General features: G+C 60.3%; 22 protein-coding genes. 14 read left to right on the top strand and 8 right to left on the bottom strand.

Annotated features, from left to right (window positions below; genetic code table 11):
- Positions 1-100 precede the first annotated feature (100 nt).
- From secA to ACL0K2_RS07965, 7 genes are all read left to right on the top strand, one after another.
- Complete coding sequence (gene secA, locus ACL0K2_RS07995) at positions 101-2,836, top strand: preprotein translocase subunit SecA (RefSeq protein ID WP_413044181.1); 2,736 nt, start codon at positions 101-103, stop codon at positions 2,834-2,836.
- Positions 2,837-2,947: 111 nt separating this feature from the next.
- Positions 2,948-4,165 carry a bifunctional glutamate N-acetyltransferase/amino-acid acetyltransferase ArgJ gene (gene argJ, locus ACL0K2_RS07990; RefSeq protein ID WP_045163336.1) on the top strand — a complete coding sequence of 406 codons (1,218 nt, stop codon included), beginning with the start codon at positions 2,948-2,950 and terminating at the stop codon, positions 4,163-4,165.
- 93 nt (positions 4,166-4,258) lie between these two features.
- Positions 4,259-5,209, top strand: coding sequence for a Nudix family hydrolase (locus ACL0K2_RS07985; protein ID WP_413044180.1), 951 nt, complete (start codon positions 4,259-4,261; stop codon positions 5,207-5,209).
- Positions 5,210-5,361: 152 nt separating this feature from the next.
- Positions 5,362-5,925: an alkyl hydroperoxide reductase subunit C gene (ahpC, locus tag ACL0K2_RS07980; RefSeq protein WP_021208079.1), complete on the top strand. Its 564-nt coding sequence runs from the start codon at positions 5,362-5,364 to the stop codon at positions 5,923-5,925.
- Between the two features lie 135 nt (positions 5,926-6,060).
- The gene (gene ahpF, locus ACL0K2_RS07975; RefSeq protein WP_413044179.1) at positions 6,061-7,626 is read left to right on the top strand and encodes an alkyl hydroperoxide reductase subunit F; all 1,566 of its coding nucleotides are present in this window, start codon (positions 6,061-6,063) and stop codon (positions 7,624-7,626) included.
- Between the two features lie 226 nt (positions 7,627-7,852).
- Positions 7,853-8,980, top strand: coding sequence for a DUF3182 family protein (locus ACL0K2_RS07970; RefSeq protein ID WP_045163332.1), 1,128 nt, complete (start codon positions 7,853-7,855; stop codon positions 8,978-8,980).
- Complete coding sequence (locus ACL0K2_RS07965; protein WP_045163331.1) at positions 8,964-9,737, top strand: alpha/beta hydrolase family protein; 774 nt, start codon at positions 8,964-8,966, stop codon at positions 9,735-9,737. Before ACL0K2_RS07970 ends, ACL0K2_RS07965 begins: the two co-directional genes overlap by 17 nt.
- Positions 9,738-9,780: 43 nt before the next feature.
- Here the strand turns inward: ACL0K2_RS07965 and ACL0K2_RS07960 are convergent, their stop codons facing one another.
- The 5 genes from ACL0K2_RS07960 to ACL0K2_RS07940 are packed head-to-tail and all read right to left on the bottom strand — an operon-like array spanning position 9,781 to position 15,348.
- Entirely contained in the window at positions 9,781-10,809 is a 1,029-nt protein-coding gene (locus ACL0K2_RS07960) for an ion transporter (RefSeq protein WP_045163330.1), read from the bottom strand.
- The gene (locus ACL0K2_RS07955; protein WP_045163329.1) at positions 10,802-11,392 is read right to left on the bottom strand and encodes a cob(I)yrinic acid a,c-diamide adenosyltransferase; all 591 of its coding nucleotides are present in this window, start codon (positions 11,390-11,392) and stop codon (positions 10,802-10,804) included. The genes ACL0K2_RS07960 and ACL0K2_RS07955 overlap by 8 nt, the downstream gene beginning before the upstream one ends.
- Before the next feature lie 21 nt (positions 11,393-11,413).
- Positions 11,414-13,423: an ATP-binding protein gene (locus ACL0K2_RS07950; protein ID WP_045163328.1), complete on the bottom strand. Its 2,010-nt coding sequence runs from the start codon at positions 13,421-13,423 to the stop codon at positions 11,414-11,416.
- Between the two features lie 42 nt (positions 13,424-13,465).
- Positions 13,466-14,383: a putative 2-dehydropantoate 2-reductase gene (locus ACL0K2_RS07945; RefSeq protein ID WP_045163327.1), complete on the bottom strand. Its 918-nt coding sequence runs from the start codon at positions 14,381-14,383 to the stop codon at positions 13,466-13,468.
- Entirely contained in the window at positions 14,383-15,348 is a 966-nt protein-coding gene (locus tag ACL0K2_RS07940) for a response regulator (RefSeq protein WP_045163326.1), read from the bottom strand. The genes ACL0K2_RS07945 and ACL0K2_RS07940 overlap by 1 nt, the downstream gene beginning before the upstream one ends.
- 141 nt (positions 15,349-15,489) lie before the next feature.
- Between ACL0K2_RS07940 and ACL0K2_RS07935 the strand changes: the two genes are divergently transcribed.
- Together ACL0K2_RS07935 and ACL0K2_RS07930 are read left to right on the top strand one after the other, a co-directional pair.
- The gene (locus tag ACL0K2_RS07935) at positions 15,490-15,969 is read left to right on the top strand and encodes a YajQ family cyclic di-GMP-binding protein (RefSeq protein ID WP_239611462.1); all 480 of its coding nucleotides are present in this window, start codon (positions 15,490-15,492) and stop codon (positions 15,967-15,969) included.
- An 84-nt stretch (positions 15,970-16,053) separates the two neighbouring features.
- Complete coding sequence (locus ACL0K2_RS07930; protein ID WP_045163324.1) at positions 16,054-16,878, top strand: mechanosensitive ion channel family protein; 825 nt, start codon at positions 16,054-16,056, stop codon at positions 16,876-16,878.
- Positions 16,879-16,920: 42 nt separating this feature from the next.
- Here ACL0K2_RS07930 and ACL0K2_RS07925 read toward each other — a convergent pair whose 3' ends face one another.
- Together ACL0K2_RS07925 and ACL0K2_RS07920 are read right to left on the bottom strand one after the other, a co-directional pair.
- Positions 16,921-18,621: an AmpG family muropeptide MFS transporter gene (locus ACL0K2_RS07925; RefSeq protein ID WP_045163323.1), complete on the bottom strand. Its 1,701-nt coding sequence runs from the start codon at positions 18,619-18,621 to the stop codon at positions 16,921-16,923.
- 34 nt (positions 18,622-18,655) lie between these two features.
- On the bottom strand, positions 18,656-19,015 hold the full coding sequence (locus ACL0K2_RS07920) for an MGMT family protein (protein WP_045163322.1): 360 nt from the start codon (positions 19,013-19,015) through the stop codon (positions 18,656-18,658).
- A 139-nt stretch (positions 19,016-19,154) separates the two neighbouring features.
- Here ACL0K2_RS07920 and ACL0K2_RS07915 point away from each other — a divergent pair, with 139 nt between their 5' ends.
- A complete protein-coding gene (locus ACL0K2_RS07915; protein ID WP_045163321.1) occupies positions 19,155-20,159 on the top strand; it encodes a DUF481 domain-containing protein in 1,005 nt (334 codons plus the stop codon).
- A gap of 65 nt (positions 20,160-20,224) precedes the next feature.
- Here the strand turns inward: ACL0K2_RS07915 and ACL0K2_RS07910 are convergent, their stop codons facing one another.
- The gene (locus ACL0K2_RS07910) at positions 20,225-20,983 is read right to left on the bottom strand and encodes an SDR family oxidoreductase (protein ID WP_045163320.1); all 759 of its coding nucleotides are present in this window, start codon (positions 20,981-20,983) and stop codon (positions 20,225-20,227) included.
- A 99-nt stretch (positions 20,984-21,082) separates the two neighbouring features.
- Between ACL0K2_RS07910 and ACL0K2_RS07905 the strand changes: the two genes are divergently transcribed.
- The 4 genes from ACL0K2_RS07905 to groL all read left to right on the top strand — a co-directional run bounded on the left by ACL0K2_RS07905 (position 21,083) and on the right by groL (position 24,632).
- On the top strand, positions 21,083-21,787 hold the full coding sequence (locus tag ACL0K2_RS07905) for a HugZ family protein (RefSeq protein WP_045163319.1): 705 nt from the start codon (positions 21,083-21,085) through the stop codon (positions 21,785-21,787).
- Positions 21,788-21,913: 126 nt separating this feature from the next.
- A complete protein-coding gene (locus ACL0K2_RS07900; RefSeq protein ID WP_045163318.1) occupies positions 21,914-22,378 on the top strand; it encodes an FxsA family protein in 465 nt (154 codons plus the stop codon).
- Between the two features lie 250 nt (positions 22,379-22,628).
- Complete coding sequence (locus tag ACL0K2_RS07895) at positions 22,629-22,922, top strand: co-chaperone GroES (RefSeq protein WP_003294630.1); 294 nt, start codon at positions 22,629-22,631, stop codon at positions 22,920-22,922.
- A gap of 57 nt (positions 22,923-22,979) precedes the next feature.
- Positions 22,980-24,632, top strand: a complete 1,653-nt coding sequence (groL, locus tag ACL0K2_RS07890) for a chaperonin GroEL (protein ID WP_045163317.1) — start codon at positions 22,980-22,982, stop codon at positions 24,630-24,632.
- Positions 24,633-24,776 lie beyond the last annotated feature (144 nt).

The following is a 24,776-nucleotide window of genomic DNA, read 5'->3' as shown; positions in this document are numbered from 1 at the left end:
CTTTCCTCCATGGCTTTTCCGAGTAGAATGCCCCCTTTGCACGCAGCCGTAGTGGCCCTGCGGCCGTGCCTCCATCCCCAGCATGGAAGTCTTTGTCGATATGTTTGCGCCTTTAATGAAGAAGCTCTTTGGTAGCAAGAATGACCGCGAGGTCAAGCGCATGCTCAAGGCGGTACAGGCCGTCAATGCGCTCGAAGAGCAGATGCTGTCTCTCTCCGACGAACAGTTGCGGAGCAAGACTGAAGAGTTCAAGGCCCGCCTCGGCCAAGGCGAGACCCTCGACCAGATTCTCCCCGAAGCCTTCGCTGTCTGCCGCGAGGCCGGCAAGCGTGTAATGGGTATGCGGCACTTCGACGTACAGCTGATCGGCGGTATGACGCTGCACGAGGGCAAGATCGCCGAGATGCGAACCGGCGAAGGCAAGACCCTGGTGGCGACCCTGGCGGTTTATCTCAACGCTCTCGCGGAAAAGGGCGTTCATGTGGTGACGGTGAACGACTATCTGGCGCGCCGAGACGCCAACTGGATGCGTCCGCTGTATGAATTCCTCGGTCTTACGGTGGGTATCGTCACGCCGTTCCAGCCGCCGGAAGAGAAGCGCGCCGCCTATGCCGCCGACATCACCTACGGAACCAACAACGAGTTCGGCTTCGATTACCTGCGCGACAACATGGCGTTCAGTCTCGGTGAGAAGAACCAGCGCGAGCTCAATTTCGCGGTGATCGATGAGGTGGATTCTATCCTTATCGACGAAGCCCGTACGCCGCTAATCATTTCCGGTCAGGCCGAAGACAGCTCCAAGCTCTATCAGCAGATCAATCAGCTGATTCCATTACTCAAGCAACATATCGAGGAAGAAGAGGGTGTCGTCACCCAGGAAGGGCATTTCACCATCGACGAGAAGACCCGTCAGGTCGAGCTGAACGAGGCCGGTCACCAGTTCGTCGAGGAAATGCTGACCAAGGCCGGGTTGCTGGCGGAGGGTGAAAGTCTTTACTCGGCGCACAACCTCGGCCTGTTGACCCACGTGTACTCCAGCCTGCGCGCGCACAAGCTGTTCCATCGCAACGTCGAGTACATCGTGCAGAACAACCAGGTTCTGCTGATCGATGAACATACCGGTCGCACCATGCCGGGTCGACGCCTTTCCGAGGGCTTGCACCAGGCCATCGAAGCAAAGGAAGGCCTGCCGATCCAGCCGGAAAGCCAGACCCTGGCGTCGACTACCTTCCAAAACTACTTCCGTCTGTACAAGAAGCTTTCCGGTATGACCGGCACCGCCGATACCGAAGCGTTCGAGTTCATGCAGATATACAACCTGCCGGTCATGGTCATTCCGACCAACAAGCCGCTGGCGCGCAAGGATTACAACGACCTGGTCTATCTGACCCAGGAAGAAAAGTTCGCCGCGATCATCGCCGACATCAAGGACTGCCAGAACAACGGTCGTCCGGTGCTGGTCGGCACTGCAACGATCGAAAGTTCGGAGTATGTGTCGCAGCTGCTGCAGAAAGAAGGCATCGAGCACAAGGTGCTCAACGCCAAACACCACGACAAGGAAGCCGAAATCATTGCCCAGGCCGGGCGCCCCGGTGCGGTAACCATTGCCACCAACATGGCCGGCCGCGGTACCGATATTCTTCTTGGCGGGAACTGGGAAGTCGAAGTCGCGGCGCTCGAAAACCCATCCGACGAGCAAGTCGCGCAGATCAAGGCCGATTGGCAGAAACGCCACCAGGCGGTGCTCGAGGCTGGCGGCCTGCATGTGATCGCGTCTGAACGTCACGAATCGCGTCGGATCGATAACCAGTTGCGTGGCCGCGCCGGTCGTCAGGGCGACGCCGGTTCGAGCCGTTTTTACCTGTCGCTGGAAGACAGTCTGATGCGCATCTTCGCCTCGGACCGGGTGAAGAATTTCATGAAGGCGCTGGGCATGGAGTCCGGCGAGGCCATCGAGCATCGGATGGTCACCAATGCCATCGAAAAGGCGCAGCGCAAGGTCGAAGGGCGCAACTTCGACATGCGTAAACAGCTGCTCGAGTACGACGATGTCGCCAACGAGCAGCGCAAAGTCATTTATCACATGCGTAACAGCCTGCTGGCGGCCGATGAAATTGGCGAGACGATCAGCGAGTTCCGCCGCGAGGCGCTGGATTATGCGATCAACCAGCACATCCCGCCGCAGTCGCTGCCGGAACAGTGGGACATCGCCGGTCTGGAATCGGTGCTGTACAGCGATTTCGGCACGCGCCTGCCAGTCCAGCAGTGGCTCGACGAAGACGAGAAACTGTACGAGGAGACCCTGCGAGAGCGCATCCTCGAGGCATTGATCGCCGCCTACAACGAGAAGGAAGAATTGGCTGGCGCCGAGGCGCTGCGCACCTTCGAGAAACAAATCGTACTGCGCGTGCTTGACGATTTGTGGAAAGACCATTTGTCGACGATGGACCATCTGCGTCACGGCATCCATCTTCGCGGTTATGCGCAAAAGAATCCCAAGCAGGAATACAAGCGTGAGTCCTTCGCGCTGTTTCAGGACCTGCTCGAATCGATCAAGCGTGACAGCATCCGCGTTCTTTCCCATGTTCAGGTCCGCCGCGAAGATCCGGTCGAAGAAGAGCAGCGTCTGCGCCGCGAAGCCGAGGAACTGGCGCGACGTATGCAGTTCCAACATGCCGAAGTGTCGGCGCTGGAACAGCCCGAGGAGCCCGAAGCCGAGGGCGGCGTGGCCACAGCCGCAGCACCTGTGCGCACCGAGCAGAAGATCGGGCGCAACGAGCCTTGCCCCTGTGGCTCCGGCAAGAAATACAAACACTGCCACGGACAGGTTCAATAAGCGGATCCGTTCGGTATGACCCACGCCGCGACCGGCCTAGCCGCTCGCGGCGTTTTTCTCCCCGTTTTCCGGTGGCCGATGGCCATCAATCGTCCATTAAGGAGTGCATCAATGGCTGTTGGTCTTGGTCCCTTACCGATCCTGCATCCGGTCCCCGGTTTCGAGCTCGGCATCGCTTCGGCCGGCATCAAGCGGCCTGGACGCAAGGATGTCGTGGTGATGCGCTGTGCCGAAGGATCGACAGTGGCCGGCGTGTTCACTCTGAATGCCTTCTGTGCGGCGCCCGTGATTCTGGCCAAACAGCGTGCGCAGGGGACGGTTCGTTATTTGCTGACCAACACCGGCAATGCTAACGCCGGCACTGGTGAGCCAGGCATGCAGGCGGCGATTCGCAGTTGTGCCAGCCTCGCCAGCCTGACGGGCGTCGACGCGCAGGCCGTTCTGCCGTTTTCCACTGGTGTGATCGGGGAGCCGCTGCCGGTGGAGAAGATCGAGGCGGCGCTGCCGGCGGCTCTGGCTGATCTGGACGAAAACCATTGGGCCGAAGCGGCGACCGGTATCATGACGACCGATACCCTGCCAAAGGGCGCCAGCCGGCAATTCGAGCACCAAGGCGTTACCGTCACCGTGACCGGTATTTCGAAGGGTGCCGGTATGATCCGCCCGAACATGGCAACCATGCTTGGCTATATCGCCACCGATGCCAAGGTCAGCCAGGCGGTGCTGCAGGATCTGGTGCGTGACGCGGCGAACAAATCTTTCAACCGCATCACCATCGATGGTGATACGTCGACTAACGACTGCTGCATGCTGATAGCGACCGGCAAGGCGGCGCTTCCGGAAGTCACCGAGGCCAGCGGCGAGCTGTTTGAAAAGCTCAAGCAAGCTGTCTTCGAGGTGAGCATGGAGGTGGCGCAATCCATCGTCCGTGACGGCGAAGGCGCAACCAAATTCGTCACGGTCATCGTCAACGGCGGCGAGAACCATCAGGAATGTCTCGATGTCGGCTATGCCGTCGCGCATTCGCCGCTGATCAAGACCGCACTGTTCGCCTCTGATCCCAACTGGGGCCGTATTCTCGCGGCGGTCGGTCGTGCTGGCGTGCCTGAGCTGGACGTGAGCAAGATCGACGTCTATCTGGGGGCCGTGTGTATCGCCAGCCAGGGCGGCCGATCGCCGAGCTATACGGAAGAGCAGGGCGCTGCGGTGATGGCGGAGGAAGAGATCGAAATCCGCATCGAGCTGGGCCGTGGTACATGCAGCGAGACCATCTGGACCACCGACCTGTCCCACGAGTACGTGCGAATCAATGCCGAATACCGGACCTGAGGCGCAGGGGCAAGCCACAGGCTGCAGGCCAAAGGTGTGGTTCATACACAGGGTTCTGCCGGGGTTTGTAGTGTGTCGCTCGGGAGTAGAAGCATGAAACGACTCCACGTGGCTGCAGGGGTAATCCGCTGCAGTGACGGCCGGGTGCTGATCGCCCGACGTCCTCTCGACAAGCACCAAGGCGGGCTGTGGGAGTTTCCCGGAGGCAAGGTCGAGGAGGGCGAGACCGCCGAGGCTGCACTTGCTCGGGAGCTGGCGGAGGAGCTGGGTATCGGTGTGACGGCGGCGAGGCCGCTGATTCAGGTGCGCCACGACTATCCGGACAAACAGATTTTGCTGGATGTCTGGGAAGTGTCGGCATTCTCCGGCGAGCCCCACGGTGCCGAAGGCCAGCCGCTTGTCTGGGTCGTACCGGAGCAGCTGCTGGACTACGCCTTCCCGGCGGCGAACCGGCCGATCATCGCCGCTGCGCGCTTGCCGGATCGCTACCTGATCACACCTGACGGTGCCGCCCCACAACAACTGTTGGACGGCTTGGCGCGTGCGCTGGATGCCGGTGTCCGCCTGGTCCAGCTGCGCGCACCGTCATTGTCGGCAGCGCACTACCAGGCGCTGGCGGCCGACGCTTTGGCCTTGTGCGCTGGGCGGGCGAACCTCATGCTCAAGGGCCCGCTGGATTGGGCGGACGGGTTTCCGGCCGCCGGCTGGCACCTGACGGCCGAGCAGTTGCGGCGGCATGCAGGGCAGGGCCGACCGATCCCGGCTGGGCGATGGCTGGCGGCGTCCTGTCACGATGCTGAAGAGCTGGCCATGGCAACGGAGTTGGGAGTAGATTTCGTCACGTTGTCACCGGTCCTGCCGACCCCGACGCACCCCGACGCATCTCCGCTGGGGTGGTCCCGGGTATCGGAACTGCTGCAGGGCTTCAACCAGCCTGCCTTCGTGCTCGGCGGAATGTCTCTGGCGCATCTGCCCGCGGCAAGCCAGGCGGGCGCGCAGGGCGTGGCGGCGATAAGGGCGCTATGGCCCGCTGAACCTGCATGATGATTGCCGGTCGATGGCACAGGGTTGCTCGTTACTTGAGCTTCGATAGAGAAAACTAATTTTCCCTATTCCCTTAATCAATTAACCGTATGTGACCAGCTGCGTTATCGTAGCCCCCGTTAAATTTCTGAACCCCCTGAAGGAGTTAGCAGATGTCTCTGATCAACACCCAAGTCCAGCCGTTCAAGGTCAACGCTTTCCACAACGGCAAGTTCATTGAAGTCACCGAGGAATCCCTCAAGGGCAAGTGGTCGGTACTGATCTTCATGCCAGCCGCCTTCACCTTCAACTGCCCGACCGAGATCGAAGACGCAGCCAACAACTACGCCGAGTTCCAGAAGGCTGGTGCCGAGGTGTACATCGTCACCACCGACACCCACTTCTCGCACAAGGTCTGGCACGAAACCTCGCCAGCGGTCGGCAAGGCCCAGTTCCCGCTGATCGGCGACCCGACCCACCAGCTGACCAATGCTTTCGGCGTACACATCGCCGAAGAAGGCCTGGCTCTGCGTGGCACCTTCATCATCAACCCGGAAGGCCAGATCAAGACGCTGGAAATCCACTCCAACGAAATCGCGCGTGACGTCGGTGAAACTCTGCGCAAGCTGAAAGCTGCCCAGTACACCGCTGCCCATCCGGGTGAAGTTTGCCCGGCGAAGTGGAAAGAAGGCGAGAAGACTCTGGCTCCGTCGCTGGATCTGGTCGGCAAGATCTAAATGGCCGGCGAGCGCTGCGCTTAGCCGCAGGCTCAGAGCCATTGCGGACCGATTATCGGTCCGAGACACCAAACGCCTGGGCGCGAACCGCCTGGGCGTTTTATTACCTGACATTCTTAAAGGGGATCGCTGCTCATGTTGGACTCCAATCTCAAAACCCAGTTGAAGACCTATCTGGAAAAGGTCACCCAGCCGTTCGAGATCGTCGCGTCCCTCGGTGACGGCGAGAAGTCCCAGGAAATGCTCGAGCTGCTGGAAGAGATCACCAGCCTGAGCGACAAGATCACCCTGCGTACTGACGGCGATGACGTGCGTCGCCCCTCGTTCGCGCTCAACCGTATCGGCGGCAATATCAGCCTGCGCTTCGCTGGCATCCCGATGGGACATGAATTCACCTCCTTGGTCCTCGCCCTGCTGCAAGTCGGCGGTCATCCGTCCAAGACTGCGCCGGAGATCATCGAACAGATCAAGAACCTCGACGGCGAGTACCGTTTCGAAACCTACTTCTCGCTGTCCTGCCAGAACTGCCCGGACGTGGTCCAGGCGCTGAACCTGATGGCGGTGCTCAACCCCAACATCCACCATGTCGCCATTGATGGTGCACTGTTCCAGGAAGAGGTCACGGTGCGCCAGGTCATGTCCGTGCCGAGCATCTACCTCAACGGTGAGCTGTTCGGCCAGGGGCGCATGGGTGAGGAAGAAATCCTCGCCAAGCTCGACACCGGCGCTTCGGCGCGTGATGCCGAGAAGCTCAGCGCCAAGGAACCGTTCGACGTACTCATCGTTGGTGGTGGACCAGCCGGCGCCGCAGCGGCCATCTATGCCGCGCGCAAGGGCATCCGTACCGGTGTCGCCGCCGAGCGTTTCGGTGGTCAGGTGCTCGATACCATGGCCATCGAGAACTTCATCTCGGTGAACGAGACCGAAGGCCCGAAACTGGCCCGTGCGCTGGAAAACCATGTGCGCGAATACGACGTCGACATCATGAACCTGCAGCGCGCAGCCCAGCTGATCCCGGCCTCGAACCAAGGCGGCCTGCATGAGATCAAACTGGAGAATGGCGGCTCGCTGAAGGCCAAGACCCTGATCCTGGCCACCGGTGCGCGGTGGCGCGAGATGAACGTGCCCGGTGAACAGGAATACCGTGGGCGCGGTGTCGCCTACTGTCCGCACTGCGACGGCCCGCTGTTCAAGGGCAAGCGCGTGGCGGTAATCGGTGGCGGCAACTCGGGTGTCGAAGCGGCCATCGACCTGGCCGGCATCGTCGCTCAGGTGACCCTGCTCGAGTTCGACAGCCAACTGCGCGCCGATGCCGTGCTGCAGAAGAAGCTCTACAGCCTGCCGAACGTCAGCGTGATCACCAGCGCGCTGACCAGCGAAGTCACCGGCGACGGCCAGAAGGTCAACGGGTTGATCTACAAGGACCGCAACTCCAGCGAGTTTCATGAGCTGGAGCTGGAAGGCATCTTCGTACAGATCGGCCTGTTGCCCAACTCCGACTGGCTGAAAGGCACCGTGGAGCTGACTTCACGTGGCGAGATCATCGTCGATGCGCGTGGCGAGACCTCCTTGCCGGGCATCTTTGCCGCCGGCGACGTCACCACCGTGCCGTACAAGCAGATCGTCATCGCCGTCGGCGAAGGCGCCAAGGCCTCGCTGAGTGCCTTCGACCACCTGATCCGCAGCTCCGTCGACGACTGAGCACAGCGCTAACGAAAAAGGGGAAGCAGACGTCCGTCTACTTCCCCTTTTTTATTTTTGCGGACTGGAGGCCGGTCGCGGCTGGCTGGGCTGCAGGATAGATAGCGTAAAACAGGGGTCTACTCGATACACCGGATCCGCTTTGGTCGGGTGGAAACGAGCGAAGGAAGCGGCGATCGGTCGCTTCGTCGCGCATGTACCTGTAGTCCATGGAGCGAATCCACCTATGAAGAGTGCGGATACCCCGCAAGACACTCGAGGGGCTGTCGTAACCCTGACCAATCGACCCAACGAACCCGAGCACGAAAAGGTCGTGCACGAGCAGCTCGCCAAGCGCCTGGCAGCGCTGCAAGGGCTTGCCTTTCTCGGTGAGTACGACGCAGAGGCCAGCTATCCGTGTCCGCTCTATTTCGTGCCTTCTTCCACTGTGGTCGGTACGGATCTGGCGCGCAAACTGGGACTGGAGGGCGAGCGGGATCTGTTTGGTGGTGTCGTACCGCATGCCTTTATCGAGACCAAGGCGATCACCCATCCTCTGGTACGCCCGGATGCCGACTCCCCCCTTGGCTGGTCGCGAGAGTTCTCCCGTCGTGTCACGGGCGGCGTTTTGCCCGGCTACAGTGTGTTTTCCCTGCACGATGCGCGTGAGGCTGGGCGGCGTCTGCTGAACGAAGGGGCGTTGAGAATCAAGCCAGTACGGGCCACCGGTGGCCGAGGACAGGAACGGGTGAGCACTGTTCAGGCACTCGATCACGCCCTGGAAAACGTGGATGAAGCCGAATTGGCCCAATTCGGGCTGGTTCTTGAGGCGAATCTGGAGCACGTGACCACGTTCAGCGTGGGGCAGATACGCGTTGCGGGACGAATTCTGAGCTATTACGGGACCCAGCGCCTGACTCCCGACAACGCGGGTGACACCGTGTATGGCGGCTCGGATCTGCTGGTCGTCGATGGCGACTTCGATACGTTATTGGACTTGGATCTGCCGGAAAGGACTCGTCTTGCCATCTCTCAGGCTCAGGTCTATGACGCGGCCGCGTCGGATTGCTTTCGTAACTTCTATGCCTCTCGACGCAACTACGATATCGCCCAGGGCATCGATGACCGAGGGCGGGCCTGTTCCGGTGTGCTGGAGCAGTCCTGGCGAATCGGCGGTGCCAGCAGTGCGGAGGTCGCGGCGCTGGAGGCATTCGCGCAGGGCCGGGGCGGCAAGGTCGTTCATGCCTCATCGGTCGAGCTGTACGGCGAATCGACCGTGCCTGAAGGTGCGACCGTGCTGTTTCGTGGTGACGACGCCGAAGTCGGATTCATAACCAAATACGCATTGGTGGAGGACTATGGCAACCCAGAGTGAATGCGTGGATATCCTTGTGGATGACGAACACATTGCCGGCACTTTCCTGTCGCCGCCGACAAAATTACCGGGCGTGCTTTTCGTGCATGGCTGGGGCGGCAGTCAGGAACGCGATTTGACACGCGCGCGCGGTATCGCTGGGCTAGGCTGCATATGCCTGTCGTTCGATTTGCGGGGGCATGCCCTGACCTTGGCTCAACAGCAGACCGTTACGCGCGAGCAGAATCTGCGCGACCTGCTGGCGGCTTACGATTTGCTGGCGCAGCACCCGAACATCGATCCTGCCGCGATCGCTGTGGTGGGTACCAGTTATGGCGGCTACCTGGCCGCCTTGCTCACATCCTTGCGGCCGGTCAGGTGGCTGGCGATGCGTGTGCCGGCCCTATACGGTGATGATGACTGGGCCATGCCCAAGCGACAGCTGGATCGCGATACGCTCAATCAGCTGCGTGGCCGCCGGGTTGCTCCAGAGGAAAATCGGGCACTGGCCGCTTGCGCCGAGTTTCGCGGCGATGTGCTGATTGTCGAGTCGGAACACGATCATCTGGTTCCGCACAGCACGATCATGAGTTATCGCGCGGCCTTTCAGCAGACGCACTCGCTGACGCACCGCATCATTCTCGGTGCCGATCATGCTCTGGCCAATGAGAGCTGCCAAAAGGCCTACACGGATATTTTGGTCAACTGGGCCACCGAGATGGTCGTCGGTTCGCGTATCGATCAACAGCACGGCGCCGCCGCCGCGAGATCATATTAGGCCGCGTTGATGTTTCGCTGCGACTCGCAGCCGGTAACAGGCCCTAGCTCGGTGGGGTTGGCGGCTCGATAGGTCCGACAAAGCGGCTCCAGCGCCGGTCGAGCACCTGCTGCTTGAGCACTTCTATGACATCGACCAGCAGTTCTTCCAGGGCGAGATCCGTGTTCTCGTCCTGGTAAACCCAGGCCTCGAAACATTCGTCAGCCAGGTTGCGGGCCAAACGTTGAAACTGAGCGCCCTGCAGACCGTCGACCGCGCCTTGTAGCAACCGTGCGGCGATGTCGGTGAGGGCTTCGTCCAGCGTCTCGGCGACTCGGTCACCCAACGGTAGGCGGCGCAGGCGGCTCACCTCGGGATTATTTGCCAGCGCCTGGTGGATCAGGCCGCCGACGTAGCCTTCGATGGCGCCACGGTTGTCTCGATAGCCGCTCTCCAACATGCTGTGCAGGCGTCGCGACAGGTCATCGAGCAGCCGCTCTTTGCGCGGCTTCACCACTTCCTCCAGCAGCCTTCGGGATAGGTCGTCGCTGGCGCCTATTTCTTGTTGCATGCGGCTGAACAGCCGGACCATGACGCGATCGGACAGCTCTTCGAGCAGAAGTGAATAGTAGCGATAGACCAGGCCGAAAATCGCCCATTGGCGGACATCGATCAGGCCCAGGCGTTGCAGTCGAAGTAGCAGGCTGCCGACTCGCAGCACGCGTAGCCAGCGGAAACCGCTCAGCGGGATACAGCCGAGCACGTCGTACCAGTGGGCGAAGGGGTAGTAGTACCAGCGTGCGTACCGTCGTTCGAACAACGCAACGGTCCAACCGAGGAGCACGTCGAGAACGAATATGGCGACGAAACCGAGATCGATCAGTTGGAAGTTGCGGTGAATCAACGCGTCGTAACGCTGATGCAGCGTAGGCAACCATTCGGCGAATGCCTGATTGAGCGGTGCTACGGTGAACAGGCTGTCGAACAGGATCAACCCGAGGTTGATGCATACCAGCAGAACGATGAATGCTTCCCAGGCTGCGTGCAGCCCGTTACGGAAGCGTTCGTGTCGGTCTGCGCTTTGCTCAGGCATCGGCGTTGGCGGGTGCGCTGGCGGCATGCCAGAGGATTTCGGCGCAGCCTTGGCGACGCGCGATCAGCCGAGCAACGACGAAGAACAGGTCCGAGAGGCGATTGAGATAGGCCAGGCCGACTGGGCGCAGCGGCTCGAGAGCGTTGAGCTGCTGACAGCGCCGTTCGCTCGTTCGCGCCATGCTGCGGCACAGGTGAGCGAGCGCGATCAATCGTGTGCCACCCGGCATGATGAAATCCTCGAGCGGCCCGAGTTCGACGTTCCAGTGATCGATTGCGGCCTCGAGGCGAGCCACCTCTGCGTCGTTCAACGCTTGATAATCCGGCATCGCCAACTCACCGCCCAGGTCGAACAGGCGGTGCTGACAGGGGCTCAGGACTTCGATCAGTTCAGCCAGATCCGGCCAGCGTGCCTGGGCTTCGGCCAGTTCGGCGAGCAGCAGGCCCAACTGGCTATTGAGTGTATCGATCTCACCCATGGCTTCGATTCGCGGATGATTCTTGGGGACCCGGCGACCATCGGCCAGGCCGGTTTCCCCGGCATCGCCGGTACGGGTGTAGATCTTGGAGAGTCGGTTGCCCATCGGTAAGTCCCAGGTTCAGCTTCAGTTGGTATCTGAGGGCGATGTCAGTGGCAGGCGCAGGGTGAAAACGGTGCCCTGATCCGGCCTGCTCTGCACTTCCATCTGACCCTTGTGATTGTTGGTGATGATGAAATACGAAACGGAAAGACCCAGCCCGGTTCCCTGGCCCACCTCTTTGGTGGTGAAAAAAGGCTCGAAGATTCGTTTGCGAATATGCTCGGGAATGCCGACACCGTTGTCTTCCACCTGGATCTCGGCCCACGGCGGATTCAGGCGTGTGCGCAGCGTGATCTGCCCGCGGCGTCGGTCTGGTTTCTGATGGATGGCTTGCGCGGCGTTTTTCAGCAGGTTCAGTAACACCTGTTCGAGTTCGTTGCCAATGCAGGGCACACGGTCTACTTGCGGATCGAAATCGCGAATGATCTCGATGGAACGGAAATCGAAGCCGTCCAGCAGCGCGAAGTCACCGCCCGCGATCTCCAGCGCCTGATCGATCAGCACGGTCAGCTGGCAATCGGCCAGCTGCCGGTTGCTCAGGCGACTGAAGCTCAGCATATGGCTGACGATCTTGGCTGCCCGGGAGCCTGCCTGCTGTATCCCGTCGAGCAGTTGCGGGATTTCCCGCCGCTGCAGGTACTGATTCACCGCCTCCAGCAGTACGCCGGTTTCGGCGGCAGCCTCACGATTGCGTTCCAGATCTGGCGACAGGCGTCGGCGAATGTTTTGCGCGTTATGCAGAATGGCGCCCAGGGGATTGTTGATTTCATGCGCCATGCCTGCGGCGAGGCCGCCCACCGACAGCATCTTTTCCGATTGCACCATGATTTCCTCCATGTTGATGCGCTCGGTGATGTCGTCGATACGAATTACCACCCCGCGACCACCGCCGCCCATCAATGGATAAAACGTCAGCGCGTAGTGGCGGGGCTCGTCGTTGAACATCCAGGTGACTCGCTCGATCTTTTCCACCTGGTGACGTTCGGAAGTTCGGCGGATCTGGGTCAGGAAGGGTTTCAGCGGCTCGAAGGCGATGAATACCGGCTGATTCAGTGCGTCATCGATAGAGGTACCGGAAAGCGCGCTGGCCTGCTGATTCCACTGGGTCACATAAAGTTGTTCGTCCAGTGCAATGAGCACCGAGGGCATCGAATCGATGATGCTGTTCAGGTAGTTCTGAAAGCCGGTGAGCTTTTTCTCGATCTTGCTGCGAACCTGAACTTCCAGCTCTAGCTTGCGGTTGGAATGACGGGTTTCCTCCGCTAGGCCCTGGGCGTGGTCGAATGCGTCCTGGGCATCGTCGCGGGCACGCTTGAGCTGCTGTTCGCGTGCTTCCATGCGCGACAGCATCGTATTGAAGGCGTCGGCCAGATGGCCAATTTCATCCTGGTTTTTCGCCGTCGCCCGCAGGGAATAGTTTTCTTCGCGCGTGACCTGGCGGGATAGCGCCTCGAGGTCGCGGATCGGACGGGTAATCGCCTGGCGGATCTGCCGGGCCACCAACGCCCAGAGCAGCAGACTGGCCAGCAGAATGACGAGACTGGCAGTCAGGGTGCCGGTATAGAAGGCTCCGGGCAGTTCGCTGCTGGCAATGATCAGCAGATAACCCGGAGGCCCTGCGGTTTGCGGCAGCTCCACCAGCAGGTTGGCCCGCATCTCGGTCTTTTGCCAGGTCGGCAGTTCGCTGATCTGCTGCGGCAGGTCGAGCGGATCGCCGCGATACAACTGTGCCAGGCGCCGACCAGCGCTGTCGTAGACCACTGCTGCACGTAGCGGGGCGTAGTCGTTCAGCTTCTGCAGTAACTCGTCGGCAGCCGTTGCGGATTCCAGCGCGCGATCGCTCAATTCGGGTGTCGCGAGCAGCGCGCCAAGCGTGTGCATCGCCTGAGGCGCGACGCTCTGGCGGGAAATCCAATAGGCCGCACTGATGAACGCCAGGTTGGACACCAGCAGCACTGCGGCAAGCAGTACGAGCAGGGCGACCAGCAACTTGCGGCCGACCGGGAGATTTTCAAGGCGCTGGCGCAGGGTCATGGTAAGGACAGCTGAAGGGTGTTTCAGCAGGGTAGCGGTGCCTCAGTCCGCGGGCAATCCGTGATGACGTAGGAAGGTCTGGAGCCGCTCGAGCAACGTGCACAGCTCTGGCGTCTTCAAACCGTGCTGCTGCGCGGTGTGGCAGGCGTGACCGAGCAAGAAGCTGACTTCGGTCCGGCGTCCGCTTCGTACGTCCTGCTGCATCGATGAGAAGTTGTTGGCTGTCGCTTCTATGACGCGCAGCACGTCGTCTTCGAGCCCATCGGCGGCGTCAGGCTGGTTGCACGTCCGAAGCAATTCACCGAGCTCGGTGCAGAGTCCATGCAGCGGTATGCGGTGGGTCAGCAACTCGCCGTTGCGACAATCATGCAGCACGGTCAGCGGGTTGATCGCGCAGTTGATCGCCAGCTTGCGCCATAGCTTGCCCAGAATATCGTCGGCCCAGGCATAGGGGATGCCGGCAGCGTCCAGATCGGCCAGCCATGACGGAGGGGAGCAAGGGTCAGGTTCGCCCAGCCAGTTCTGGCCGTGGCCGGCATAGACGATGCGGAAATCAGCCTGTCGATAAGCCCCTTCGGTGCTGGAGACGAATACGCAGCGGCTTTCCGGCCAGCGCTCGGCAATGGCTTGCTGGCTTCCCAGGCCATTCTGTAGCAGGAGGATCTCCGCGCCCTTGATCAGTCGCGGCGCCACTGCGGCGATGGCGGCTTCGGCATCGTAGGCCTTGCAGGCGACCAGCAGTCGGCCTATCGGTGCGCTCGCATCAGGCAGTTCCGCCGGCACGGGATAGACATGCAGACTCTCATCTTCGATCAGACCCAAGCCACCCGCGGCTTGGTAGTCGGCGAGTCGTTCCGGCGAGCGCAGGATAATCCGCAGTGGTATGCCCGCGCGAAACAGGCGCGTTGCCCAGAGCCCCCCGAGGCTGCCGGCACCAAGCACATGCCAGGAGCTGCTCATCAGGCAGGCTGCGTATAACGCAGGGGCACGATACGTCCCGTGGCGTATGCGTTGGGTAACAGGGCCTCGGCGCGCGAGGTGATCGTCTGGGGCTCGGCGGGCAGCGTGCTCGCATCAAGGCTGACCAGACCGATGCCGGCCCTGATGGAAATAAAGCCCTCGCTGGTCTTGAACGCCTTGAGGTTAAGACCATCGTGCAATCGTTTGAAACTGCTCGGTGAGCAGCCGCGCAGATCGTCGACCAGAGTGAGCAGGCCGAAATGTCCCTCATCCAGGCAGCTGAGCACATCCAGTGGGCGTACCAATTGCTGTAAGCGCCTGGCCACACCTCGAAGCAGCTCCTGATGAAAATGCTCGCCGTAGCGTTCCCGTTGGCTATGAATCTCCGGCAGGCCGATTACCAGATAACACAGCGCGCCGCCGCGGCTTTCGATCTGGCGCAGGCTGTCGCCGAGCCGCTGATGAAGGTAGCGGGCATTCCCAAGGCCGGTAACTGGATCGATCAGGTTGCGCTGTTCCAGCCTGGCGATATTTTCGGTCAGCAAACGGTTTTCCCGTATCAGGCGTTGCAGCGAGCCACAGAGGCGATCGGCGGCGTATACCCGAGGTACCAGTTGATCGTTCATAGCCGATTTGCCGATGAAATCATCCACACCGTGATCGAAGGCCTTGCTCAGCACGTCCTGACCGTCGCGCCCGGTCAGCAGGATGATGTAGGTGTAATGATCGGACATTTCATCCTGCTGACGCACCTGTGCGGTCAGCTCCAGCCCGTCCATTTCTGGCATCAGCCAGTCGGCTAGCAGAACGTTCGCAGGGCGCTGCTCGATCAATTCCAGTGCAGCGCTGGCGCTATTGGCGAAGCGAACGTCTTCGTAACCGGCCTTGGACAGGACACGACCGATCATCACGCTGGAGAATTTGGCGTCGTCCACCACCAGGATGCTGAGTTGAGGGTTGGGCATGCATGGGCTCGGAGAAAGGGGAAGTGCCGTAACACCGGTAGCGGGGCCATTGGCCTGAACAGTTATAATGATGGCCCATTTGAACCGTCAAGCTAAGCGCGCTGGGTCACACCCTTGCGCCGTTCTTAAAGGAGGAAGCCCATGCCCTCGTTCGACGTGGTGTCCGAATTGGACAAGCACGAAGTTACCAACGCCATCGACAATGCCCTCAAAGAGCTGGACCGGCGTTACGATTTGCGCGGTAAAGGCACTTTTGAGCTGAAGGACCTGACGGTCCACTTGACCGCAGATGCCGATTTCCAGCTGGAACAGATGCTTGAAATTTTGAAGCTGAGCCTGGTCAAGCGCAAGATCGACATCCAATGCCTGGAATTCAAAGATCCCTACCCATCGGGCAAATCGGTCAAGCAGGAAGTCGTGCTGCGCGAAGGCATCGACAAAGAGCTGGCCAAGAAAATCGTTGCCCATATCAAGGACGCCAAACTCAAGGTGCAGGCGGCGATCCAGGGCGAGCAGGTTCGGGTGACTGGCAAGAAGCGCGATGATCTGCAGGAAGCCATTGCTTTACTGCGGGCCAAGGATTTCGGTATGCCGTTACAGTTCAATAACTTCCGCGATTGATCCGCTGGGCGCGCAGGCGCGCCCTTTTCACTGCCGAGCGGCCTGTCGGCCGACTCGCTCCGCACCCCAAGGAGACTTTTACTGATGGATTTCAGTGTCGATTATCTGGTTGATCTATCCGAGGCATGGTTGCCGATCGTTCTGCAGTACGGCGCCCAGGTGCTACTGGCGTTGGCAACCTTCCTGGTTGGCTGGTGGCTGATCAACAAGCTCGTCAGCAAAATCGGCGGTTTGCTGCAGCGCCGTCAAGTGGATCCTTCGCTGCACGGTTTCATCGAAAGCCTGTCGAGCGTCATCCTGAAGGTGCTGTTGCTGGTCAGCGTGGCGTCGATGATCGGGGTGGAAACGACATCGTTCATCGCTGTGATCGGTGCTGCCGGTCTGGCCATTGGCCTGGCGTTGCAGGGCAGTCTGGCCAATTTTGCCGGCGGCGTCTTGATCCTGCTGTTCCGACCGATTCGCGTTGGCGAGTGGATCGAGGCACAGGGTGTTGCCGGTACCGTGCATGCGATTCAGATTTTCCACACGGTGCTCAAGTCTGCCGATAACAAGACCATCGTCGTGCCCAACGGAAGCTTGTCCAACGGGCATATCACCAACTATTCGCGCGAGCCGCGTCGTCGCGCCGACATCAACGTTGGCATCGACTACGGTGCGGATATCAAGTTGGCGCGCCAGATTCTGCTGGAAATCGCGCAGGATGAGCGGGTACTACGTGATCCCGAGCCGGTGGTCTTCGTGACAGGACTGGGCGATAGTTCGGTCAATCTGTCGTTGCGGGTTTGGGTGGCGACCGGTGATTTCTGGCCGGTGACCTTCGATTTCACCGAGCGGTTGAAAGAGCGCTTCGACGAGGCGGGCATCGGCATTCCGTTTCCCCAGCGTGTGGTGCATCTGGTTCAGAGCTGAGGTTCAGCATGGAAAAGGAAAGCCGGCGATTGCCGGCTTTTTTTAGCTCCGCTCAGTGCTGGCCAACGGATCGGCCGGCTCCGGTTGCCTGCGGCTGCGTGACCACTGCCAGGCGATCAGTACCAGGGTCGGTACACCGAGCAGTGCGGTGGCCAGGAAGAAATCGCTGTAACCGAGATGTTCGACCATGACACCGGAGTAGCCGCCCAGTAGCCGCGGCAGCAGCAGCATCAACGAGCTCAGCAGCGCGTACTGTGTGGCGGAGAATTTCAGGTTGGTGAGGCTCGACAAGTAGGCAACGAAGGCGGTGGAAGCCAGGCCTCCGCTGAAATTGTCGCAGGAAATGGTGACGATCAGCATGTTCAGATTGGCGCCCATTTCCACCAACAGCATGAACAAGAGATTGGTCGCGGCGGATGCAAGGCCGCCGATGAACAGGATCGGCAAGATGCTGAAGCGCACGATCAAGAGGCCACCGAAAGCAGCCCCGAGCAGGGTCATGATCAGCCCGAACAGCTTGCTGACACTTGCAATCTGGTCCTTGCTGAAACCCTGGTCGATGTAGAAGACATTCGCCATGACGCCCATTACGGTGTCGGACATCCGGTACGTGGCGATTAGCCCCAGCAGCAACAGCGCCTGCCAGCGATAGCGCAGGATGAAATCGGTGATGGGTGTCAGGACCGGTCCCATCAGTATCCGTCCGGGGCCGGAGAGACAACCCCAGCAGATCAACAGATACATGGTGCCACGCGGCCAGTAACCGCCCCAGTAGGACTGGAACATGCCGGTGGTCGACACCATCAGGATGATCAGCACGATCACCGAGACCGCCTGGTGGACGAAATCGAACCGTGCCGGACGCTGGCGCTGGCCGGCCTGGTGCAGCATCTGGCGAACCGGCACCAGCAGCGCGCGCCCCCAGGGCGACAGCGAACCGATGATGAACAAGAGATACAAGATCGCCCGTGGCCAGGCCTGTGCGATCAGCGCGTTGATCATCGCCGGCAGGGATACCAGCAGCACCAGCAGCAAGCCGACACCCGCCAACTGATGATTGAAACTGTACTTCGAGGGCTCGTTGGGAAGCGGCGCGGCACCCTCTGGCTCAGGGATCAGCAGGCTAGTGACCAGACCCGGCAGAATCAGCAGCGCAAAGGCAACGTAGGTGGTAGCCCATGCGCTCTGGCTGTACTCGACATTGGTGGAGCCCAGCCATTCGGCAAGAAACAGCGCGCCGGCGCTCGCCAACAGCATGGCGATCCGGTAGCCCGTCATATAGCTAGCCGCCAGCGTGGCCTGCAGTTTGTCCTCGGCAATCTCCAAGCGATAGGCGTCGATGGCGATGTCCTGGGTCGCCGAGGCGAAGGCCACCGCGACGGCGAGTGCAATCAGCATGGTCAAGTTGTATTGCGGGTTGCACAGCGCCATGCCAACCAAACCAATGGCAATCACCGACTGCGACAGCACCAACCAGGAACGGCGCCGGCCCAGCGCGCCTATCCACGGCAGACGCCATTGGTCGAGCATTGGCGACCAGACCCATTTAAAGGCATAAGCCAGGCTGATCCAGCTGGCGAAGCCAATCGTTTCGCGCGAGACGCCCGCTTCGCGGAGCCATACCGAAAGTGTGGAAAACACCAGAATAGCGGGTAGGCCTGCGGCGAAGCCGAGCACCAGCAGCGTCAGCGAGGCGGGGCTGGCATAGGCGGCGAGGGCGGCACGCCAGGTTTCACGGGACATATGACAAGACGGTTATAAACATGAAGCGCGCACTCTACCCGCTGTGCTCCGCCGAATGCCAGCCATGTCGACGTATGTCCACGCGGTCATTGACGATGGTTATCCCCTCGGCACGCAGGCGCATGCGCTGCTCATGTCCGGCGGCGCTTCCCGCGGGTAGGCTGAGTCGTCCGCCGGCTGCGATTACCCTATGCCAAGGTAGGCGGGTGCCCTCGGGCAATTGCGACATCAGCCGACCAACCCAACGCGCCGCGCGACCCAGCCCGGCCATGCTGGCCAGTTCGCCATAGCTCACCACTTTGCCCTCAGGGATTTGCGCCATGACCAGATAAACAGCCGCGCGGCGCGATTCGGCGTCGGCCGCAGGCGGTAGCAGAGGGGGTTGTTCGATCATGGAATGTCCTGTGCGTATGGGGCTTGGAGCTCTCTTGGCTGAACTCGGTTGCTATTCGGCGGTCAGTGCTTGCTGTGATTCAACGCATAAGGATAATGCCAGCCTTTCTATCCCCATCTGTCCAGAAATTCAGCCTTCTATGTTTTCCAGAACCTTGCTTTGCGTATCACTTTCGCTCTTCTCCTTGCCATCGCTCGCCGATACCGTCTGGCTTAAGAATGGCGATCGCCTGACCGGCAAGATCAGCGTGCTCGATGGTGGAAAATTGCTGATCGAAACCGACTATGGCGGCTCGATTCCGGTGAAATGGAGCCAGGTCGCGACGTTGGAAAGCAACCAGCAACTGCTGGTCAAACAGGACGATGTGACCGGGGAACTAGCCAAGTCGCTCCAGGCCGCCGACGATGGCAAGGTCACACTTAGCAACGGTGGGGTACCGCGTACGGTGCCGCTTTCCAGCATCACCCAGATCATTCATCCGAAACCGCTGATCCAGGATCTGACCTGGAAGGGCAACATCGATGTGGCGATGGATTACAAGCGCGCCGAAACCGATACCGACGACTACGACGTCTCCTTCGATACTTCCGCACGCCATGGCCTCTGGCGGCACAACGCGACGGCCAATTACAACCGCGAATATCGCGACGGCGTTACTGCGACGGACAATTGGGACGCCGAATATGCGCTCGATCGATTCCTCGATGAGCACTGGTTCTGGCAGGGGCGTCTGGAGTACAAGCGCGACAAGGTGGAAGACGTCCGTCGCCAGCGCACACTGGGTACCGGCCCGGGTTATCAATTCTGGGATAACGATCTGGGCGCCTTCTCCCTGGCCTCGCTGATCAACCGCAGTGATTATGAATTCGCCGATGGTGGCACGGAAAATTTCTACTCGCTGGCAATGAAGTGGAAGTACAACCGTTATCTGGTGGGTAAGACGTTTGAGCTGTTCAGCAACGGAGAGATTGGCAAACCGCTGGAAAACGTCGCCGATTACGAACTCGATGCAGAGGTGGGATTGCGTTACAAGGTCACCGACTGGGCCTCGTTGAACATGAAAGCCGAAAAGGATATCGTCAGCGGTGCTGAAAGCGACATGGATGAAACGCGTTACAGCATCGGCTTTGGGGTGGGCTGGTAAATCAGCTACAAGCTGCAAGAAGAGCGACGAGCGCTTCGACGTGCAGCTTGGCCTGGTGTCCCGCGTTACATCCGCAAGCCGCCGTCCAGCTCGAGAATGCGTCCGGTGTAATAGTCGTTCTCGAAGATGTAGGCGACCGAATGAGCGATCTCCATCGGTTTGCCGAGTCGCTTGAGCGGAATACCGGCAGTCATCTTTTCGAGTGCTTCGGGCTTCATACTGGCGACCATCTCAGTCTCGATGAATCCGGGTGCGACGCCAGCCACCCGTATGCCATAGCGCGCCAGTTCCTTGGCCCAGACAACCGTATCCGCTGCAACGCCAGCCTTGGCGGCCGAATAGTTCGCCTGGCCCATGTTGCCGGCGCGTGAGATCGAAGAGATGTTGACGATCGCACCTTGGCGCTTCAGTTCGATCATTTTCGCGGCCACTTCGCGGGTGCAGAGGAACACGCCGGTCAGGTTGACGTCGATTACCGCCTGCCACTGTGCCAGGCTCATCTTCGACAGTTCGCCATCCTTGAGTTTGATGGTCAGGGCGTCGCGCAGGATGCCGGCATTGTTGACCAAGCCATCCAGTCCGCCGAAATCTTCGCTGACTTGGGCAACCATATGGCTGACCTGTTCTTCGTTGGCGACGTTGCATAGATAGGCCCGCGCATCGCCGCCGGCGCTCTTGCACGCTGCCACGGCCTCATCCAGACGCTCCTGGTTGAGGTCCACCAGCGCAAGGCGGGCGCCCTTGCCGGCGAGGTATTCACCCATCGCACGTCCCAGCCCCTGACCGCCGCCCGTGATGATGATGATCTTGTCTTTTAACTGCATGGACCTTTCCTTCTTGATGAGGATGCCGGTAAACGACGCCCGCCGACGAAACCGTTATGCTGGTGGCCCGTTGAATCAGATAAGCCTTCGAGGAACACCGTGAGCGCTGAAGCCGCCAAGCATGCCCGACAACTCCTGCTCAAGGAATACCGCGGCGTGCTCTCGACGCACTCCAAGAGCATGCCCGGATTTCCTTTCGGCTCCGCAGTCCCCTACTGCCTGAGCGAGCAAGGCTGGCCGCTGATCCTGATCAGTCGAATCGCTCAGCACACCAAGAACCTCCAGGCTGACCCGCGCTGCTCGTTGTTGATCGCCGAGCGCGGTGTAGAAGATGTGCAGGCCAACGGTCGTCTTACCGTACTGGCGGAGGCTAGGGTGCTCACCGGGGCACAGGCCGTAGACGCTGCGGCGCAGCGCTACTACCGCTATTTCCCGGAGTCGCGTGACTACCATCGCGCGCATGATTTCGACTTCTGGGTGCTGCAACCGGTGCGCTGGCGCTACATCGGGGGCTTCGGCGCGATTCACTGGTTGGACGACGTGGCGCAGGCCAATCCATTTGCGCAGACGGACGGTGGCGAGGGCGAGATGCTCGATCACATGAACAGCGACCATGCCGCGGCGATAGCCCATTACGTCGTACGGGCAGGCCTGCCATCAGCGCCTGAAGCCAGCATGGTCGGTATCGACAGCGAAGGCTTTCACCTGCGCATCGGTCAGGCCATACACTGGCTGGCATTTCCAGATCCGTGCCACAACGCGGGCGCGGTGCGGCAGGCGTTAGTCGCGATGGCGCGGCGCTGATTCAGCCTGGCGTAAGCGCAGGGGTGAATAATCCGGTTACAGCCTGTTCTCTCGATGGGTTGAATTCGGTTCAGGCTGCCGTCATCTACACGAAATCGGAAGCCGTTCTTCCGTCAAGGACTATCGATGCGTATTTTCTTACTGCTGTTTCTTCTGTTTCCGCTGGCTGAGTTGGCGTTGTTGATCAAGGTCGGCAGCTCGATTGGCGTATTGCCGACCATACTGTTGCTGATTATCAGCGGCATGGCCGGCATCCTGCTTTTGCGTCTGGCAGGCTTTGCCACCGCCTGGCGTGCACGTGAGCGGTTGGCTCGTGGCGAGCTGCCGGAGCAGGAGATGCTTCAGGGACTGATGATGGCCGTCGCTGGCGGCTTGTTGTTCCTGCCGGGCTTTCTCAGCGACATCGTCGCGCTGCTGGTACTGTTTCCGCCGTCGCGCAAGCTGTTTCTCCGTTTCGTCGGCCGTCGTGTCGAGGCTCAGGCCCAACGCCGTCGTGCTTTTGCCGATGATCTGCGTCAGCAACAGGAGCGTCACGCCGGACCCCAGCGACCGAATGTGATCGAGGGCGAGTGGGAGCGTCGCGACAAGTGATGCTGACCGTTCGAGAAAAGGCATGCACAGGCATGCCTTTTTCATTTCTCAATTCAAAAAAAATCAGCCATGCGCCCTTGAAATCATTTTTCCGCGCCCGCATGTAGCGGTCACCGCAAGGTCGCTGTCGTGTTCGACAGTCCGTCTTCTGCGGCTCGCATTGCGGGCCGCAACCGGCACCGCCGGATTTGCCCAACCCGCCGATGAGTATGCATCGGCATGGAAACCACTGTACTAGGAGAGATCGACAATGAAGCTTCGTCCTCTGCATGACCGCGTCGTGATTCGCCGCAGCGAAGAAGAAACCAAAACCGCAGGCGGTATCGTTCTGCCGGGCTCCGCTGCCGAGAAGCCGAACCGTGGCGAAGTCGTCGCCGTCGGCACTGGCCGCGTTCTGGACAACGGCGAAGTACGCGCCCTGGCCGTCAAGGTCGGTGACAAGGTCGTCTTCGGCCCTTACTCCGGCAGCAACACCGTCAAGGTCGACGGTGAAGACCTGCTGGTGATGAGCGAGAACGAGATTCTCGCCGTCGTCGAAGCCTGATCAGCGCTCGCTTTAAGCGAACTGCGTTCCATCAACAGAATTTGAGGAAGAATCAACATGGCTGCTAAAGAAGTTAAGTTCGGCGACTCCGCTCGCAAGAAAATGCTGGTAGGCGTTAACGTCCTGGCTGACGCGGTGAAAGCGACCCTCGGCCCGAAAGGCCGTAACGTCGTCATCGAGAAAAGCTTCGGCGCTCCGACCATCACCAAGGATGGCGTTTCCGTTGCCAAGGAAATCGAGCTGAAGGACCGTTTCGAGAACATGGGTGCGCAGCTGGTCAAGGACGTTGCTTCCCGTGCCAACGATGACGCGGGCGACGGCACCACCACTGCCACCGTTCTGGCTCAGTCGATCGTCAACGAAGGCCTGAAGGCCGTCGCTGCTGGCATGAACCCGATGGATCTGAAGCGCGGCATCGACAAGGCGACCATCGCCATCGTCGCTGAGCTGAAGAATCAGTCCAAGCCATGTGCCGATTTCAAGGCCATCGCTCAGGTCGGCACCATTTCCGCCAACTCCGACAGCTCCATCGGCGCCATCATCGCCGAAGCCATGGAAAAAGTTGGTAAAGAAGGCGTGATCACCGTTGAAGAAGGCTCGGGCCTGGAAAACGAACTGTCCGTCGTGGAAGGCATGCAGTTCGACCGTGGTTACCTGTCCCCTTACTTCATCAACAAGCCGGACACCATGGTGGCCGAGCTCGACAGCCCGATGCTGCTGCTGGTCGACAAGAAGATCTCCAACATCCGCGAACTGCTGCCGGTGCTGGAAGGTGTTGCCAAGGCCGGTCGTCCGCTGCTGATCGTTGCTGAAGACGTTGAAGGCGAAGCCCTGGCTACCCTCGTCGTCAACAACATGCGTGGCATCGTCAAGGTTGCTGCCGTCAAGGCGCCTGGCTTTGGCGATCGTCGTAAGGCCATGCTGCAGGATATCGCCATCCTGACTGGCGGTACCGTGATTTCCGAAGAAGTCGGCCTGAGCCTGGAAACCGCTACCCTGGAGCACCTGGGTAACGCCAAGCGCGTCGTGCTGAACAAGGAAAACACCACCATCATCGACGGTGCTGGTCAGCAAGGCGACATCGAAGCCCGCGTTGCGCAGATTCGCAAGCAGGTCGAAGACACCACTTCCGACTACGACAAAGAGAAGCTGCAAGAGCGTCTGGCCAAGCTGGCTGGCGGTGTTGCCGTAATCAAGGTTGGCGCCGGTACCGAAGTCGAGATGAAAGAGAAGAAGGCCCGCGTTGAAGACGCCCTGCATGCTACTCGTGCAGCCGTCGAAGAAGGCGTGGTTCCCGGCGGTGGCGTTGCCCTGGTGCGCGCTCTGCAGGCCATCTCCGAGCTCAAGGGCGACAACGAAGACCAGAACGTAGGTATCACCTTGCTGCGTCGTGCGGTCGAAGCTCCGCTGCGCCAGATCGTATCCAACGCCGGTGGCGAGCCGAGCGTTGTGGTCGACAAAGTCAAGCAGGGTTCGGGCAACTACGGCTTCAACGCTGCGACTGACGAGTACGGCGACATGATCGAGATGGGTATTCTCGACCCGGCCAAGGTTACCCGCTCTGCTCTGCAGGCCGCGGCTTCCATCGCCAGCCTGATGATCACCACCGAAGCGATGATCGCTGAAGTGGTCGAAGACAAGGCTGCTGGCGGTGGTATGCCGGACATGGGCGGCATGGGTGGTATGGGCGGCATGGGCGGCATGATGTAAGCCAGCCGGTCCCGCTACATGAAGAGCCCCGCCTAGTGCGGGGCTTTTTTATGCGTCGTTTTCCGCGCAGAAGGTTCTAGCGGTTACTGCCTGTGAGCGTCCTGGCTCGCCAATTGATACGGCGTTAGCGGAGCGCTCTGCTCA

The organism is Pseudomonas sp. YJ42 (assembly GCF_047225135.1).
GTDB classification, from domain to species: Bacteria; Pseudomonadota; Gammaproteobacteria; order Pseudomonadales; family Pseudomonadaceae; genus Stutzerimonas; species Stutzerimonas stutzeri_E.
This window is presented reverse-complemented; position numbering and strand designations above follow the sequence as displayed.

What these genes read in the sequence shown, in the direction of transcription:
- secA (WP_413044181.1), top strand. Translation starts at nt 101, where the DNA reads ATGTTTGCGCCTTTAATGAAGAAGCTCTTTGGTAGCAAGAATGACCGC.
- argJ (WP_045163336.1), top strand. Translation starts at nt 2,948, where the DNA reads ATGGCTGTTGGTCTTGGTCCCTTACCGATCCTGCATCCGGTCCCCGGT.
- ACL0K2_RS07985 (WP_413044180.1), top strand. Translation starts at nt 4,259, where the DNA reads ATGAAACGACTCCACGTGGCTGCAGGGGTAATCCGCTGCAGTGACGGC.
- ahpC (WP_021208079.1), top strand. Translation starts at nt 5,362, where the DNA reads ATGTCTCTGATCAACACCCAAGTCCAGCCGTTCAAGGTCAACGCTTTC.
- ahpF (WP_413044179.1), top strand. Translation starts at nt 6,061, where the DNA reads ATGTTGGACTCCAATCTCAAAACCCAGTTGAAGACCTATCTGGAAAAG.
- ACL0K2_RS07970 (WP_045163332.1), top strand. Translation starts at nt 7,853, where the DNA reads ATGAAGAGTGCGGATACCCCGCAAGACACTCGAGGGGCTGTCGTAACC.
- ACL0K2_RS07965 (WP_045163331.1), top strand. Translation starts at nt 8,964, where the DNA reads ATGGCAACCCAGAGTGAATGCGTGGATATCCTTGTGGATGACGAACAC.
- ACL0K2_RS07960 (WP_045163330.1), bottom strand. Translation starts at nt 10,809, where the DNA reads ATGCCTGAGCAAAGCGCAGACCGACACGAACGCTTCCGTAACGGGCTG.
- ACL0K2_RS07955 (WP_045163329.1), bottom strand. Translation starts at nt 11,392, where the DNA reads ATGGGCAACCGACTCTCCAAGATCTACACCCGTACCGGCGATGCCGGG.
- ACL0K2_RS07950 (WP_045163328.1), bottom strand. Translation starts at nt 13,423, where the DNA reads ATGACCCTGCGCCAGCGCCTTGAAAATCTCCCGGTCGGCCGCAAGTTG.
- ACL0K2_RS07945 (WP_045163327.1), bottom strand. Translation starts at nt 14,383, where the DNA reads ATGAGCAGCTCCTGGCATGTGCTTGGTGCCGGCAGCCTCGGGGGGCTC.
- ACL0K2_RS07940 (WP_045163326.1), bottom strand. Translation starts at nt 15,348, where the DNA reads ATGCCCAACCCTCAACTCAGCATCCTGGTGGTGGACGACGCCAAATTC.
- ACL0K2_RS07935 (WP_239611462.1), top strand. Translation starts at nt 15,490, where the DNA reads ATGCCCTCGTTCGACGTGGTGTCCGAATTGGACAAGCACGAAGTTACC.
- ACL0K2_RS07930 (WP_045163324.1), top strand. Translation starts at nt 16,054, where the DNA reads ATGGATTTCAGTGTCGATTATCTGGTTGATCTATCCGAGGCATGGTTG.
- ACL0K2_RS07925 (WP_045163323.1), bottom strand. Translation starts at nt 18,621, where the DNA reads ATGTCCCGTGAAACCTGGCGTGCCGCCCTCGCCGCCTATGCCAGCCCC.
- ACL0K2_RS07920 (WP_045163322.1), bottom strand. Translation starts at nt 19,015, where the DNA reads ATGATCGAACAACCCCCTCTGCTACCGCCTGCGGCCGACGCCGAATCG.
- ACL0K2_RS07915 (WP_045163321.1), top strand. Translation starts at nt 19,155, where the DNA reads ATGTTTTCCAGAACCTTGCTTTGCGTATCACTTTCGCTCTTCTCCTTG.
- ACL0K2_RS07910 (WP_045163320.1), bottom strand. Translation starts at nt 20,983, where the DNA reads ATGCAGTTAAAAGACAAGATCATCATCATCACGGGCGGCGGTCAGGGG.
- ACL0K2_RS07900 (WP_045163318.1), top strand. Translation starts at nt 21,914, where the DNA reads ATGCGTATTTTCTTACTGCTGTTTCTTCTGTTTCCGCTGGCTGAGTTG.
- ACL0K2_RS07895 (WP_003294630.1), top strand. Translation starts at nt 22,629, where the DNA reads ATGAAGCTTCGTCCTCTGCATGACCGCGTCGTGATTCGCCGCAGCGAA.
- groL (WP_045163317.1), top strand. Translation starts at nt 22,980, where the DNA reads ATGGCTGCTAAAGAAGTTAAGTTCGGCGACTCCGCTCGCAAGAAAATG.